13 protein-coding genes are annotated in these 16,020 nt (G+C 35.3%); all 13 read right to left on the bottom strand.

Annotated elements, in window-relative coordinates:
- Position 1: 1 nt before the first annotated feature.
- The 13 genes from tagF to SOI76_RS11600 all read right to left on the bottom strand — a co-directional run bounded on the left by tagF (position 2) and on the right by SOI76_RS11600 (position 16,015).
- Entirely contained in the window at positions 2-961 is a 960-nt protein-coding gene (gene tagF, locus SOI76_RS11540; protein ID WP_104080269.1) for a type VI secretion system-associated protein TagF, read from the bottom strand.
- Between the two features lie 37 nt (positions 962-998).
- Positions 999-4,820, bottom strand: a complete 3,822-nt coding sequence (gene tssM, locus SOI76_RS11545) for a type VI secretion system membrane subunit TssM (RefSeq protein ID WP_104080268.1) — start codon at positions 4,818-4,820, stop codon at positions 999-1,001.
- Between the two features lie 30 nt (positions 4,821-4,850).
- Positions 4,851-6,260 (bottom strand): hypothetical protein, encoded by a 1,410-nt coding sequence (locus SOI76_RS11550; protein WP_104080267.1) that lies wholly within the window; start codon positions 6,258-6,260, stop codon positions 4,851-4,853.
- Positions 6,257-7,255, bottom strand: coding sequence for a type VI secretion system baseplate subunit TssG (gene tssG, locus SOI76_RS11555; RefSeq protein WP_104080266.1), 999 nt, complete (start codon positions 7,253-7,255; stop codon positions 6,257-6,259). Before tssG ends, SOI76_RS11550 begins: the two co-directional genes overlap by 4 nt.
- Positions 7,219-9,030, bottom strand: coding sequence for a type VI secretion system baseplate subunit TssF (tssF, locus tag SOI76_RS11560; RefSeq protein ID WP_104080265.1), 1,812 nt, complete (start codon positions 9,028-9,030; stop codon positions 7,219-7,221). Before tssF ends, tssG begins: the two co-directional genes overlap by 37 nt.
- 16 nt (positions 9,031-9,046) lie before the next feature.
- Positions 9,047-9,523, bottom strand: coding sequence for a type VI secretion system baseplate subunit TssE (gene tssE, locus SOI76_RS11565; RefSeq protein ID WP_002048404.1), 477 nt, complete (start codon positions 9,521-9,523; stop codon positions 9,047-9,049).
- A 78-nt stretch (positions 9,524-9,601) separates the two neighbouring features.
- Complete coding sequence (locus SOI76_RS11570; RefSeq protein ID WP_016141469.1) at positions 9,602-10,105, bottom strand: Hcp family type VI secretion system effector; 504 nt, start codon at positions 10,103-10,105, stop codon at positions 9,602-9,604.
- A gap of 49 nt (positions 10,106-10,154) precedes the next feature.
- On the bottom strand, positions 10,155-11,636 hold the full coding sequence (gene tssC / locus SOI76_RS11575; protein ID WP_057074691.1) for a type VI secretion system contractile sheath large subunit: 1,482 nt from the start codon (positions 11,634-11,636) through the stop codon (positions 10,155-10,157).
- Positions 11,629-12,132, bottom strand: a complete 504-nt coding sequence (gene tssB / locus SOI76_RS11580) for a type VI secretion system contractile sheath small subunit (protein WP_005041656.1) — start codon at positions 12,130-12,132, stop codon at positions 11,629-11,631. The genes tssC and tssB overlap by 8 nt, the downstream gene beginning before the upstream one ends.
- A 16-nt stretch (positions 12,133-12,148) precedes the next feature.
- A complete protein-coding gene (locus tag SOI76_RS11585; protein WP_104080264.1) occupies positions 12,149-12,838 on the bottom strand; it encodes a hypothetical protein in 690 nt (229 codons plus the stop codon).
- Between the two features lie 692 nt (positions 12,839-13,530).
- A complete protein-coding gene (locus SOI76_RS11590; protein ID WP_005304006.1) occupies positions 13,531-14,436 on the bottom strand; it encodes a tetratricopeptide repeat protein in 906 nt (301 codons plus the stop codon).
- A 16-nt stretch (positions 14,437-14,452) separates the two neighbouring features.
- Positions 14,453-15,229, bottom strand: coding sequence for a putative type VI secretion system effector (locus tag SOI76_RS11595; protein WP_005304004.1), 777 nt, complete (start codon positions 15,227-15,229; stop codon positions 14,453-14,455).
- Between the two features lie 51 nt (positions 15,230-15,280).
- Positions 15,281-16,015 (bottom strand): putative type VI secretion system effector, encoded by a 735-nt coding sequence (locus SOI76_RS11600; protein WP_081399337.1) that lies wholly within the window; start codon positions 16,013-16,015, stop codon positions 15,281-15,283.
- Positions 16,016-16,020: the final 5 nt, after the last annotated feature.

A 16,020-nucleotide genomic window follows, 5' to 3' on the forward strand; every position in this document is an offset into this window, starting at 1 on the left:
ATTATTCACCCAAAAAAGTCTGTCTAAATAGTTTTAAGCCTTGATTTAAACTTAATTGGCGTTGGCATAATGATTGTTCTAGCGTAGCTAAACCAGCATTCTGCTCCAAATAAGTATCAATCCACTGAGCTTCTATTAAAGAAACCCAATGTTTACTATCCATATTCTGAGTAAAAATATCGCTCAGGGCTAAAATATCAGCCCCTTGAAAACCGAAGAATAATACAGGTTGATCTCGATGTAATAAACCTATCAATACCTCAGTATTATGTTCTTTTAAAAAGCGACAAATAATGCTGACCCAAAATGCTGCTATTTCATAACTGTAAGCAGGATTATTAATAGGCAAAATTAAAACTTTATTTAAGCGACTCGTTCCATTTTGTAAAATTGGTTGCAGTAATAATCCCAGCCCAATCATACTTTGCGCCAATTGATAAATACTTAACTTCATGAGTTGAGCAAATGAATGCATCGTATGATTTTCATAGAAACCTACACACTCGCGTTCAGTTAAAACCTGAATTTGATTTTGTAAGTGCCCTAATTTTCCAAGCAACAGATCGGAATCTTTAATTCCTTTTAAAGCACGATTGTTTTGAAATAAATCAACGAGTACATGTTTATAGCTATATGGTGCGTACAACAAATTATCATACGGTAAATCAATTTCTAATAAATGGCTCAGTACCATTGGAAAAGATCGACCTGAACTATCTTCACTTGCGAGCAAATTTGCCGCTAAAAACATATTTTCTTTCGGATTCGCAATAAAGAAATCCAATGAAGGTAACGTGTTATAAGCTTGTTTAAAGCTACCTGATTGCATTGCATATTCCAATGCTTCAGTAATCCACTGATCAAGCAACTGTATTAGAGCATTCTGACCTTTTGTTTTTAAAAAGTCGCCTCGTGCAGGACTTTTGCCGTAATACAAAGGAGTTGTTTTTAATGTTTGCATTATTGCTCCTCCTTTCGCATAGAAGTTATTTTCCATGTCATGGTTTAACTCCCGCAGAAGGCTGAGCAAGTGCTGAAACAGGATTTTCAGTTCTTGCTGGAGCAGCTTGAGCTGGCGCTTGCTGAGCAGATACTACACGAGCTGCTTTGTCGGCAGTGACTTTGTCAACCAGTTGCATACCTGCATAACCACGGCTTGAACCAATACTGCCTGAATTACTGCTAATTAGACGGAAATTCATTTTCACAAATAATGATGGATCAGTTTTACTACGCCAAAGCATTTCAAATCCGCCATTTTGTTCCTTACGTTGAGCACTATCAATTAAACGGTTAATACCGTACTCACCTGGCTCATCAAAAATTGTATGTGTTTGGCCTTGTAAATCTACAGCGGTAATACGAGCACCTGGAATACTGCCTTGATTTGGCCAAATGAAGTTAACCCACTGCTGAACACCGTTTTCATAAGTCATACGTTGACCATCAATATCAACGGTATATGAAAGCAATTGCGGGTTTGGAATTGGGTAGAACTGGAAGTTAGATTGGTTAGTCGCTGGTGCCGCTTGCGCTTGAGCATTCAACTCACCAGTTGCCATACCATTGGCTGGTGCAACATATCTTTGGAAATTCATAACGAATTGAGGATTTAAACTAATGCCTAAATCTTTCCAAGTTTTAGACGTTAACGTATACCCACGACGAATCACAAATGGATCAAGACTTTCTTTTACAAAGCGAGAAATACTACCGTTTTCACCCAAGATTTGACCAATTTCACTACTTGTTGCCTGTAAAGAAGCTGATGAGTTAAATGGATATTTCTTAGCAAGATTTGCTGTAAATGGTTGATAGGCTTGCATTACCCATAATTTATTAATTTCGTCTTGTGTCGGTGTAATTAAACTCTCAAAAGCCTGCGTAAGTGGACTAACTACCAATTTTTGTAGTAATCGTTGATCAATTTCATTGAAACCAACCGCCATTTTTTCATCGACAATTTTTTGAGTTTGGTTAAATACAGACGTTTGCTCATTAAGGGTTTGCTTGACTAATGTCATCGCATTAGGTCCAATTTCACCCGCATTCTTAAGCTCGTTAAACTTACTACGAACTAGAGCTAAATTTGTCATATATTCATCAAGCAATGACTTACCTTGTTGGTCATCACGTTTGCGAACCAACTGATAGAACATTTGATATTCTTGAGAAATAGCGCCTTGAGCATTATTTGCCACTTGATTAGCAACTTGCTTGTCATCATGATTTAAAACTTTACGCTTAAACCACACAATAAATCCTTTTTGTGGAGCTGCGAGCTCAGCTTGAACAACCGGATTATCCCAGTTTGTTTCGACTGCTACTCTTTCAATTAATGTTCTAATTGGAGAATTTTGCGGTTCACCTAAGACATCAATATTTTTAACTTGCTGAGCAAATTGACCAGCTTTAGCATAGTGAATACCACTTAAGAATTTTCTCCATTCCGCAATATATTCTTGCTTATAGAGAGCTGTCAGCTGCTTTCTAATTTGCTCTGGACTACCTGAGAAAGTTAGATCATCAGATTGACGACTATTTAGCACCCAATCTTTACTATCTGTTGGCTTATCCGCGGCCTCTTCAATTGCTTTTTCTACATAGTCATTCCATGCCTTTTGAGTAAATACGCCAGGCAATGCATAACTTCCTAATACAACATTTTTATTGGCTTCACCTACAATCTGACTTACAGTCAACGCAGGGAAACGTACTGCTGCACGCATTTTTATTTCGTTATAAACACGATCACGCGCAGGCATTCCTCGAACAACCGAGAGCAATACTTGACGTGTTTGATCTACAATTTGAGAGTCAGCTTCTAAAACTGGGAATTGCTTATCATTTGCCAAAGTCATTGCGTAAGACAAGATCTGTTCAGCTTCTTGAATCATGTCTGCACGTGGCATTTGACCTTTATTTGCATCTAACCAAGAGCGCCAGAAACGCGTAACCTGATCGCTTAGATGACTTGCATCCATATATTGCGGATTGCTCATCATTAAATAAGCTTTTAATGCATTATAAGCGTCTTGAGGATTGGTATCTGAAGGTTCCAAATATTGTTGAGATTGAGCAGTTTGCTTGATCTCAACATTCGTATGATTCGCTTTTAAGGTTGCTTCATTATTTTTTACACGTTGCAAATATTGAGCAATATTTTGCTGTGTTGGTGTTAACACAATTTGCTTAACACCTTTTAAATATTCGGCTTTTAGCTTTTCACGAAGCTCATTGCCCTGATATAAACCAAAACTAAACTTAAGTGGTCTATTTTCATCAAACTCATCTAGCTGTTGTAGACGTCTTTGAAGAATTAGCAAAGCTTCTAATTGAGTAGAAAGTTGCTGACCAGAAGCTCTTTCTAACTGAACAACTTTATTTAAATCTGCTTGAACTTCACCAATTAATTGTTGGTTATTACGGTAAGACCAAACCCATACACCCAAAATAATTGAAACACCCGCTAAAGCACCAATAAATGCAATATACCGTTGACGTTTTCTGTTTGTATTTACATGCTGCTTAACAAGATCTTTATCTCTTAAAATAACATCTGAAAATAGACCATTTAAGAAATAGCCATGATTAGGGGTATTTTTTGAATAATCCTTTAAATCACTTTGAGCGATTTGAGTCAGCTGGAATTCTTGGGCAATTTGTTCAGTCATTGGACTTTCAATTACACCTTCCTGCAAAGCACTCGTGAAGTAGAAGCCGCGGAAAACAGGTTGAAATTGATATGGATTATCTTCAAAAAGTGTACCAATAAAGCTTTTTAAAGCTGGTTTTAGTGTTTTAAACTCTAATGGGAAAGTCATTACACTTGGTGAAATATTTTGCGAATGACGGCGGCTTAAATGAGTCGAGCTTACCCCTTTTAGACCATCGTAAAGAATGTTGTAATGTTTTTCGAACAAATCTACTGCGTTATGAGAAGAATTTTGCTCATATGGAAGCGTTGCTCCCCAAGCTTGGTTGTATTCTTGAGCTTCGTAAAACTCAAAGAATTCAGTAAAACCTGCAATTAAGTCCATCTTTGAAAAGACCAAATAAACAGGCACAACAACTTCTAAACGTTCGGTTAGATCTTGAATACGAGCACGTAAATTTTTAGCAAGCTTTAACGAATTTTCAGGACTTTGACTAATGAGCTCAGCAATACTAACGATTAAAATCAAACCATTGACTGGAGCTTTAGAACGGTTCTTTTTTAAAATATTTAAGAAACCTAACCACTCAGAATGATCTTCACTATAAACAGAATAACGACCTGCTGTATCAAGCAAAATACCTTCTGTAGAGAAGAACCAGTCACAATTTCGAGTACCACTTAGGCCAGCAGATACCATTTTCTGATGCGTTTCTTCAAATGGAAACTTTAAACCAGAGTTATAAATAGCCGAACTTTTACCTGCTGCCGGGTTACCAATAACCATATACCAAGGAAGCTCATATAGTGCAGCATTCCCTTTTTTATCACCCAACTTAGATTTACGAATCAATTGGATTGATTCTTTCATTTGTTGATTAATAAGCTGAAGTTCTTCTTTATCTTTATTTTTGCCATATTCAGCTTGGTTATCTTTTTCAATTGCTTCAACTAGCTCTTCACCTTGAGCAGCATGCTTTCTTCGTTGAATAAGCCAATAGATACCATAAACAATAAGACCCAAAGCATAGGCAGTTGCTAAAGCCCAGAATATATGACGAGGAATTGAAGTATATGAAGACATCAATGCCACGAACAATGACACGGCGATAATTGCTTTAGGATTCGTGATGTACTGCCACAAGTAGCCTAAAATTGTATGCATTCTATTCTCGTTCTAAGTCCAAAGTTTAAATTAGTTATTCAACACCATCGCATCATCTTCTGAATTTTCAGTGACAGATTGCACAAATGTATGCGCTGACACCGTATTTTCTCCAAAGACAAAAGGAATGATATGTTCAGGAAAATGCATACTCAGCATAAAGCCATAAATATCAGCTAAATGTTGGGTATGCCCTAATGAAGATTTCACATAAATATAGTGATGCGGTTCGACAGGCATTTGAAAAAAGTGCTGCTGCAATTTTTTCGAAACTTTTATATCGGTCTGATCTGACAATATCAGTACATAAGGCTCCTCACCTTCATGCTGAGGCAAATCATTAAATTTAAGATTTTTAAAAAGCTTCGCTGTATCTTGTTGGCCCACAACAACTTTCAGTGCCTTAGAAGGTTCTAATTCTTGAATTTTCACTAAAGGATCAGCCAGTAAACAGCTGGCCGCAAATTCAGCAGGAATATAATCTTTAATCATCCAAGATTTTTCATCGACCAGATCCTGATCAATTTCAGAGTCAGCTACGACCAAAAAGAACATCTCATGTTCTCTTTTATGAATACCCTTTAATAGGTGTATCAACTCTTGATAAGCCAGTTGCTCTCCAAAAAAATGATATTCAATATGGAGCTTTTGAGCAGGAATACCAACCTCAGCAAAGAATTCTAAAATTAGTTCATTACTTTGGTCATCATTCCAGATATGTAATAAATCCTCCGAAAGAAGGATGTGTAGATTTAAGCGATTTAAACGATAAACTTCTACGATCGGCATTTGAACATCATCATATTCAGAATCAGGATCCACCCATGCCGGATGCATGTGATATTCACGGGCCTGTTGCGACTCATAAAATAAAGTTGAACGTTTTAAATGCTCGGCTAGAAGATATAAATTTTCTATATTTTGTTCTAGTTGCTGTCTTATCAATGACATCATACGAACTTGTCGTGGAGAAGCATATTCGCTCTCCTCATGATTCTCTTCATCCAAATCTTTAATACGATAAGATAAAAGAGGCAATCCGTAAGAATTTAACAGTTGATCATCCAGCTCTGGGCTTTTAAAGTTTTGTAGCTGCTCAATAATGCTTTCATTCTCACCTAATGCATGTAAAGCAAAAGCAGAGTAAATATTAAAGTCTAGCTGTTCTAATGGTTGATCAGCTACTGTGTTTTGTTTTTGACTAGTATCGTCTTTATCTTGATTTATAGCTTGCTCTTTCTTGTCTTTATAAGTTTTATAAGCGCTATAAATTAACCATGGCGATAAGATCACCAAGGTAATAACTGCGGGTAGCATCAAGAAATAAAGGAAAAAATCTCCTTTATCGGGATTATATTGAACATCACGCCAGTAGAAAATAATAATTCCACTAACCAATGAAAAAATAGCAATGAATGAGAGTAATATTTTTTTAATCATATTTTCTCTCCAATAAGGCTATAGCAAGTTTCATGGTTATGTATTTTTGGTTGTCGTGATATGAGAAAAGAACCCTGCCCTAAACCACTCTCGTTGTTGTGAGTTAAGCAAATGGGTTGTATTTCTGACTCATCCAAGATAAGCCGCAGATCTATCGATAAAGTTGGGCTACACCAAGTTTCCACGAGCTTTTTAAGTTTTAAACTTAACTCTTGGTTTGGTAAGAAATTTAGATATTGCTGACGTTTTAATGGCCCAATTTGAATTTCAATTTTCCCATCAATCTGCTGAATGGTTTCCCCACAAAAGGTGTTAATACCAAGTAAACTCGGCTGATTTCCACCTAACGTTGTTAATTGGTCACTTGCCAACTTAAAAGATTCTTGTACGAATTCTTTAATCGTAATGTCATGTTTAAAAATACATGACAGCATTGTTTTTAATGCATGAACTGTATTATTTTGTCCCTGCATTAATCCTGAAAATTCTGCAAAATATTCATCCAGATCAGCTTGTTGATGCTGTGAACGCACATAGCCATTCAAAGCATGCAGAATATCTAAATAATCGTTTTTATGTTCTATCTCATATCTAATCGGCAGATTATAGGTAATACTAGACTCTACATATTGAGCAGTAAGCTTATGATTAAATAAGCTCAAAAACTCTTTAGTTTCAGCCCGTTGCTGACGTGGGGCCTGTTTAATTTTATTCGTATATGTATAAGGCAAAGTACCTTGTATGCCCGTAAGGCCAACGATTAAATTTGTAATATAAATTCGCTCATCCGTTAATTCTAAATTTTCAATCTCTGTAGCAGGAAAATTTAAATTAAAGGATGTCTCAAACTTAAAATGATCACTCCAAGATGAACACATTGCACGACTTGAATCGTGTCTTAATAGTCGTGTGGCTTGAATAAACTCAAAAGACTTTGGCTTTGTAAAGAGCTCAGCTGTTACAGAAGAGTCTTGCCACCAACGTTCTGACTGCATTGGTATAACTCCTGCTGAGATGAATAATCCTTAACAACCAAATCAACAAAACTATTAATTTGAACCTTTAAATTAAAAACACGACTTAACAATTGGCTAAAAATGTATAGGCTATGTCCTCTAAATACCGATGAATCAATCTGTAATTCTGCTTTTACCCCTCTTACAAACATTGGGAATGGTTTTCCATCTACAAGCTTATGAGTGAGTGAAAATTCGAGATGTTTGATTGATTCAATAATTAGATAATTTTCTTTTGATAAAGGTAAGTTATATAAAGCAAGTAACTCTTTAATATGAGATACCGCATCACCTTTCATTAAAGCTAAACTATTTAATGAAAGGTGTGAAATAACACGCCACTGCTCACTCTGACTTTGACCAAATTGATAAGGTTTTGTAGGTCTTTTTAAAACAATGGCACGACGAGCCAAACTACTATCATTTAGATTTAATATATTATTGGACTGTCCTAATGCTTCATGCGGCAAGTCACGATTTGAGCATAATAGTTTTGTGCTAATAAAATCCGAACGTGTTGACGAAGGATTTAAATTTTTAGAAATAATTGAATAACCCATTTCGACAAAATTGGGCTGTAGCTTTTGATAATTCACCGAATAGAAAAAACGTGCCGTGTCAGCATGATAATGACTCATGGCAAAAAAAGGCAGCACTGGAACATAGCTCTCTTCTTGAGTCGTTTTTTCACGAACCATATTCATTTCAGTAATTGAATACACCTGATAAAACTCAGGATGATGAGCATCTGTAATCAGTGGATATTCTAATTGCTTATGTACAATTTTTTGTGGTTCAGCGTATTTTTCAAATAAATTAATAACTGGTGTAGTAAACAATTTAAAATTAGCGACATTTAATTCAGAATAATTTCGCACTACAGCTTGATCATTTAAATTTAATTTAAAATGTATAAGCAGTTCAAAATTACTATTTTCTAGAGATAAGCGATTTAAAAAACCTAAATCGAGTTTCAGATAATTAAATTTTTCAGGAAAACAAAAATACTCCATCAGCAAACGATAAGCATGATGAGTATGCTGATCGAGTGGCAATAGACTTTCTTGCTCGGAAAAACCTGTTAACTCAAATGGATTTTTATCCAGTTCAACAATTTTCTGCCCTATTTTAATGGCAAAAGTTGTTCCCTTCTTAAAAATACTGTCTAGTACTTGAAGTGGAAAATTAGAAATTGCATCTAAATAAATAGGTAGTTTTTCATTTATTAAACATACATGAGCATGATTAAAAATTTCAAACTTAAAAGTTAAAGTCGCATTTTGACTTAAATGCATGTGTGCACTAGGTGTGCTTTTAAACTCTAGCGCTTGTAAATTTATAGGGAGTAATTTGACTTCTTGCGTAGTATTAAACTCACACTGAACCCCTTTAAAGCTACGTGACTTCAAGACTGTGTGAGCAGGAACAATATGCGCTTCTGTGAGCTGTTTTATTTTATTTATATCTTCAAAACTTATTACTGAACAAGCCGGAAAATGACGTAAGTATTGAGGGAACATCACCTCAAATAAAGAACGTGTAAATACGTCATAACTATCAGCAAGCTTTTTATCAATACGAGCCGAAATTAATGAAAATGCCTGTATAAGACGTTCGATATGCGGATCATCAATCTGCTCTTGATTTAAAGATAAACGCTGAGCAATTTTCGGATATTTTTGAGCAAATTCACGAGATTGCTGACCAAATTCCTGTAGTTGTTTTTCGTAAAAAGGTAAAAGCTCTTCTATCACAACACACCCACTATGCTTAGGTTCTCGCTGAAATTACATATTGCTGCGTTGTCGGTTTTAACAATGCATCAAAAACGACAGGTTCATACAGTGGATGAATATTTAGATATGCTTGAATGCTTAAACACAATGCCCCCATATTGTGCCCATCCAACAACATCTCTACCCGTATTTGTCTTAATCTGGGTTCATGAGCTGCAATTGACTGTTCAATAGATTGGCAAATCTTGTCACGATCTAGCGGATTGGCTGTAGAAAGCCCCACAAAATCAATAATACCGAACTGGAGTATAGATTTTTTAACTAGTGGATAATCATCGACTACATGATCCAACTTAGCGACTCGACTGTTAAGCAAGTCTTCTAAATCTTTTGCTACCGATTCTCTTAATTGCTGAATAGAAAGACCTTTTGCATAATCTTCACTTTCAGGAATTAAGCGGTCAAACAAAGTTGAACGAAATCCATAGGGATAAAGCCGATCTAAATTCATTCGAGTTCACAACAAGCATGCTTAAAGACAGCAGAGGCTAACTTTATGTCAGCCTCCACCAAATATTCACTTAAACAATTACGCCGCGTAAGAAGCAGTATTGTTAGAAAGTGACCATTTCTTAGTAACAGCACCTTTAGCAGTACCGTTAATATCTTGTTGATTGTAAGTCCATTCAACAGCCGCGTATTTCAAACCAAACGCTTCTGTTGGAACACCTTCTTCATTAACTGTTGGAGTTACACTAGAAACTAAAACATGTTTCAATTTAATTTGTAAGTACTTGATGCGCTTATCACCATTTGCACGGTAGAAGTCGATTTGTACTTCATCAAATGTATAACCAGCTGAACATGCTTCCCATAATTTCGGGCTAGTTGCATCTAGGTCTTTAACAAAAACCATATCTGAATGTTCAACACGTTCAGCAGTATGACCACCAACACTACTTGAAGTAGCAGATTTAGGTTGACGAATGTTGTGAGACCAAGAGTTAACTTCTAACCAGCCTTTGTGCTCAGCGTCACGAGACTCTCCGTCAACTTTATACTTACCACGAAACTCAACGTATATATCTTTCATTTAGAACTTTCCTATTTTTAATTTAAAGTTATTCTTTCGCTGACCTTTATTAATTTGAGGACTGAGGTAACTCAGTGACAAGTCGTAAAGAAACTGACAACTCATCCAGCTGGAAGTGTGGTCGCAAGAAAACCACAGATTTGTAGTGACCTGGTTGAGCAGGGTCTTCTACAACTTTTACAGACGCTTCACGTAGAGGGTATTGAGCTTTTGCTTCTTGAGAAGCCCCATCGTCAAGTAATACATACTGCGACAACCACTCATTTAAGAATGCTTCAACATTTCCAGCAGAAGCAAAGCTACCCACTTTGTCTCTCATCATTGCTTTTAAATAATGAGCAATACGTGAAACGGCCATGATGTACTGAATTTGACTCGATAAAGCAGAGTTAGCATTTGCTGTATCATTGTCATATTTTTTAGGTTTTTGAGTTGACTGTGCACCAAAGAAAGCAGCGTAATCAGTGTTTTTACAATGAACCAAAGGAATAAAGCCTAAATCGCTTAATTCTTTTTCACGGCGGTCAGTGATTGCAATCTCTGTTGGGCACTTAAATACCACTTCACCATCTTGTGTTTTAAAAGTGTGTACTGGCAAGCCTTCGACTAATCCACCACCCTCAACACCACGAATTGCAGCACACCAACCATGCATATCAAATGCATTAGTTAAACGAGTACCGAAAGCGTAAGCAGCATTCATCCACAAATATTCATTGTGGTTTGCACCCGAAACATCTTCAGCAAAGTTAAACCCTTCTGTAGCTGTTCCTTCCTTTGGATGATAAGGAAGACGACCAAGTACATGTGGCAAGGTTAAAGCAACATAACGAGCATCTTCACTGTCACGGAATGAACGCCATTGAACATATTCCGCTGTTTCAAAGATTTTTGATACATCTCGAGGACGGTCGATATCCGTAAATGACTCAAGGCCAAGAATGCTTGGGCTAGCGGCCGAAATAAATGGCGCATGGGCTGCTGCAGCAACATGAGAGATTTGCTCAAGCAAATACATATCAGAAGGCGTACGGTCAAATTCAAAATCACCGATTAATGCCGAGTATGGTGCACCACCAAAAGAACCGTATTCTTCTTCATAGATTTTCTTAAACAAAGTGCTTTGATCGAAGTCTGTAGCACCTTGGAAATCTTTTACTAACTCTTTCTTAGTCGTATTCAACATACGAATTTTAATAAGAGGGTTAGATGGTGTCTCTTGACAGAAATAATAAAGACCACGCCAAGTTGATTCAATCTTTTGGAATTGCTCATTGTGCATGATCTGACTTAATTGATTTGAAATCAGAGCATCAATTTCCGCAATACGCTTATCAATTGATAAAGTCATATTTTCAGAAACTGTAATTGTGCCTGCCATTACTTCTTTGGCAAGCTCACCAATTAAGCTTTTTGCACGCGAATGTTCTTCTTCATTTCGGGCAATACGGCTTTCTTCAACAATCGAGTCTAATAGTGTAACTTGCTCATTCTCAACAAGTGGCATTGCTGCAGATTGTGTATTATTCATGATCAGCCTCCGCACTTAATTTACGAATCTGATCTGTATTTTTAAGAACTTCATCAAGTAAATCTTCTAAACGCTCACTGTTAGAAATTTTGTTTCTTAAGTCAGTTAAACGCTCACGCGCTTCCACAAGTTTCTTTAATGGATCAACCTGTTGAACCACATTTTCCGGACGAAAATCTTCCATTGACTTAAATGTTAAATCAACAGCGATCTTACCGCCCTCTTCTGTCAACGTATTATCTACTTGGAAAGCAGCTCTTGGAGACAATGACTCCATAACTTCATCAATATTATCTAAATCAACATTAATGAATTTTTTATCTTTTAATTTTGTACGCTCAAGCTCAGATGCAGCCGAAAAATCACCCATCACACCTACAACGAATGGTAGCTCTTTTGCTTCTTTTGCATCACCAATTTCGACATCATATGTAAGCTGAACACGTGGAGGTCGAATTCGCTGAAGCTTCTTTTGTACGCTCTCTCTCTTAGCCATAAGATTCTATTCCGGATTATTTAATTAAAGGGTCAAAAGGCGAACTTTTTGATTTATTAACAGTGGCTGCAGGTGCAGTTTTAGGTTTTACTGTAGTCGTCTTTGCTGGGCTTGATACTCGTTTATTTGACGTTCTAGAAGTACTCGTCTTATTACGCGTTACATACTGTTTTTTATAACTTCTTTTTTCGTTATCATCTGAGCTACTTTCTGAACTCGCTTTAAAGCTCGATGGATCAGGAGCAGGCATGGCAGTATGAATATTTTCAATTAACTGCTTTGCAGGAGGATAAGTCACATCATTGCTTAAATATCTCAATTCCTGAGTACGCATTTGCTGCAAAGAATTATTTGCAATGCTCACACCTGATAAAAACAAGACATCTGTTATTAATGAACCGCGTATATTTTGACTTTGCAGTTGACTTGCTAAATTCAATGCTTTAACTGGTTGATTGGTCTGATAAAACCGCATAGCAGCTTTAGCTAATAAATCATTTTTTTGAGTTGTATTATCGCTATCACAAACTTGCTTAAAAATATTCAATAGCTCAGGATCATTTTGACCTTCAGCTAGAGGGTTCTTCTTAATACAACTTTTTTTAAGTTTTATAGGCTCTAGTTCTGCTGCTTGAGCATATGATAGACCGATAATGTTTCCAGTCAAAAAAAGTATCAAAATACTTCGTTTCAACACAACTTTCATTCCTCTGTTTTCTTATTTATTCAAGGCTTTACCGAAAAGTTAATATTCTTAAAACATTAAAAAATCAGTCTAAAAACCTTATATTCAAAAAATTTAGGCACAGTTTATCATATAAACAAACATATTTTATATAAAAATCATATCAACTTAAACTAAAAGTAAATAGTTAATATGCTTATAAAATATAGCTTAATAAAGTTATTCTTATAAAAATATGATATTGTTATTTTTTGTAATTAAAAATAAGTTGTTGAATTTTATAAATTAAATAAAAATTAAAACTAAACAAAAAATTATCATAAATATCACTTAGTTAAGTTTTATGAAACATTTTCTTAAAAAGATTTTAGTTGATTTAAAAGATAAACGAATTAAATGATTGTAAAAGATACATTTCAAATTTATGGAAGTAGAAACTCAAAATTAATAAAAATAAAATTGTCAAGACTAATCGGTCTATTTAGTATATTTTTCATTTCACTTTGTGAGAGCAAGTAGAACCAATAAAGCCCATAGATTTGTGAATAACTAACTTTCCTTTAGGGTCAAGCTCTTGCATAACTCAAAACCATATTCGATATCAAGAAAAATAAACTATTTGGCGTTATAGTTTTAAAGAATATTGCGAGTTTTAAGTTAGAGAAAAATAAAAAGACCTTTCCACTCAAAAGAACTTTTATTTAAGTATAAATTTATATTTTAGACTTCCAATAATTAGCTTTTTCAGGACTAAATTTTGAACTACTATCATCCGAATAAATATTAAATAACAACTCTGCTCCAGATTTATTTCCATTGCGTACAGCCATTTCTGCATATCGTATTGATTCATCTAAATTCTGTTTCATACCTGCACCATTATAATACTTAAGAGCAGTATTATATTGCGCTAACGCATGTCCATGATCAGCAGCGCGTTTAAACCAGACAAGTGATTGAAGCGGATCTTGCTCTACACCATCACCTCGCTCATAAGCCAAGCCTACATTGTTTTGTGACTCAAGATCTCCCTGTTCAGCAGCTTTTAATAACCACTTAAAAGATGTTTTGATGTCTTTCTCGACACCATCACCTACATATAATTGAGCAGCAACTACCGTCTGGGATTGTATGAGTCCTAATTCAGCAGATCGAATAAAATATGTAAAAGCTTTTGCTCTATCCTGTTTTACATTTAAACCTTTGTAATAGGCCAACCCAACATTGTGAATTGCGGAAGGATTTCCCTTTTTAGCTCCTTCTTCAAACCAAATTAAAGCTTTTTGATCATCTTTTTTAACAACTTCATTGCCATTTCGATAAATCAGTCCTAATTGAAGCATGGCATTTGAGGAGCCTAGTTGTGCAGATTTTTCAAATAGTTCCAATGCTTTCTTTTGATCAAATTTTTCACCTTCGCCTGTGGCATACATAGATGCTAATACAAAAATAGCCTCTGCATCATTTGCCTTCACAGCCTTTTCCAGATCATGTTTAGACTTGTATTCAGACACATCTTTATAATCTTTAGTCAAAGTTCCGTGAGTGTGTTCTTCTTTGTCTTGAGTGCATGCAGATGTGAATAATATTAAGGTAATGACAAACAATCTAAGCTTCATTAATTAACCTTTTACTTCAAAAATTTTTCTTATCAAAATAATCTTCTGGATAAGGATCTTGGCCTTTTAAATTTTTTCTATACTTCATTACACTAATCTGAACACCATTATCAGTTAAAAAATCATTATAAAAATCCTGCTCTTTAGGATTTTCAAAACCTAATTTTTCAAATATTTGTTCAGATAAATTGCCAAAATTCTCATATGATTTTCGAAAACTAAAATAATTTATGAATGCAGAAAATGAAACTGAAATAAAAAATGTTATAAGCACTGCCTCAAAGAAGAATATTATACTCTCACCAGAATAATCAGAAGAAGAGATAAAACTAAATATAAGTATCACCATGAACAAGCCAAATGACAGAGCACTAAAAAAACAAGTCTGCATCATAATAGCTCTATATCCCATTTTTACTGAACGACCCATTTCATAGATCATATACAATAGACCTGATTTAGGATCAACAATTGCATAAACTTGATGACGTCCATCAATAGTTTTTTCGCTAATTACAGCAATCAATTCGTCATTTTCTTCAAAACGTGCTGTCGTAAATTGCCCTACTAATGGATACTTATCTATTTCACCTATAAAAGTTATACCATCTTTTGCTTTTCCAGCCATTAATAAAATAGGTGAGCTTGTAAGTAAGGAGCTGCTTCCAGCAAGTACACCTGCAAAAGCGGTACCTGCTGCGATGTCGCCCACATCCTGATTTACAGGTATTTTAGATTTGGCTTTATCTAGAGAATGGATTGGGCCCTGAACCAGTTGAAGATGTAATTTCAAAATCTTTACCTTTAAATAACCTTTTAGCCTTTAGTTATTGGCCCCATTCTTTTATTTTTGCTCTATATAGCTTTCTGGATATGGATCACTTTCAATAACTTTTCTATATTCATATACGGATTCTAGTAACAAATGATCTTTTTCACTCAAATAACGACTTGGCAATAAAAAAACCTCTTGCGGATCTTTAAAGCCATACAAACTAAAAATTTGTTCTGACTTTTCTGAAAAATGTTTTAATGAGTTGGATGCATTTTTAATAATAAAAAATAAAATAAAATAAAATAAAATAGCCACTCCTAAAAAAATTAATATATCAACCTGATTAAAACCTCTTGCCCAAAAATAAATTAAAGATCCTAATAAAATTGTTATTGCGTACCAAACATTTCTACCTTTAGCTATAGAAGTCTGATGAGCTTTAACAGAAGCTCCCATCCCAACCTGCATATGAAGTAAGCCTGTTTTAGGGCTCAATACTGAATAAAGTTCATACAAATTTTTTTCAAGACGTCTTACGACACAAATGACATATTCATTATGTTCAAATAACGCACGATGGAATTGCCCTACGCAAACTTTACCATCGATTTCCATAACAACTGATTTGACATGTAAACGACTACGTGAAGCGAGAAATACAGTTTGTGCAGACAATGAAACATTTTCTGCCACACCACTCAAAATCGCTGAAGATGCAATTTGAGCATCACCAGACTTTCCAAATGCACTTAAAGAGTCATCATAAATCTCTAATCTTTGAATGCGACCTTCAAATTTTAACATCTCAT

The organism is Acinetobacter pittii, assembly GCF_034064985.1.
GTDB lineage: Bacteria > Pseudomonadota > Gammaproteobacteria > Pseudomonadales > Moraxellaceae > Acinetobacter > Acinetobacter pittii_H.

Coding starts and splice junctions, on each gene's coding strand:
- tagF (WP_104080269.1), bottom strand. CDS start 961: ATGCAAACATTAAAAACAACTCCTTTGTATTACGGCAAAAGTCCTGCA.
- tssM (WP_104080268.1), bottom strand. CDS start 4,820: ATGCATACAATTTTAGGCTACTTGTGGCAGTACATCACGAATCCTAAA.
- SOI76_RS11550 (WP_104080267.1), bottom strand. CDS start 6,260: ATGATTAAAAAAATATTACTCTCATTCATTGCTATTTTTTCATTGGTT.
- tssG (WP_104080266.1), bottom strand. CDS start 7,255: ATGCAGTCAGAACGTTGGTGGCAAGACTCTTCTGTAACAGCTGAGCTC.
- tssE (WP_002048404.1), bottom strand. CDS start 9,523: ATGAATTTAGATCGGCTTTATCCCTATGGATTTCGTTCAACTTTGTTT.
- SOI76_RS11570 (WP_016141469.1), bottom strand. CDS start 10,105: ATGAAAGATATATACGTTGAGTTTCGTGGTAAGTATAAAGTTGACGGA.
- tssC (WP_057074691.1), bottom strand. CDS start 11,636: ATGAATAATACACAATCTGCAGCAATGCCACTTGTTGAGAATGAGCAA.
- tssB (WP_005041656.1), bottom strand. CDS start 12,132: ATGGCTAAGAGAGAGAGCGTACAAAAGAAGCTTCAGCGAATTCGACCT.
- SOI76_RS11585 (WP_104080264.1), bottom strand. CDS start 12,838: ATGAAAGTTGTGTTGAAACGAAGTATTTTGATACTTTTTTTGACTGGA.
- SOI76_RS11590 (WP_005304006.1), bottom strand. CDS start 14,436: ATGAAGCTTAGATTGTTTGTCATTACCTTAATATTATTCACATCTGCA.
- SOI76_RS11600 (WP_081399337.1), bottom strand. CDS start 16,015: ATGTTAAAATTTGAAGGTCGCATTCAAAGATTAGAGATTTATGATGAC.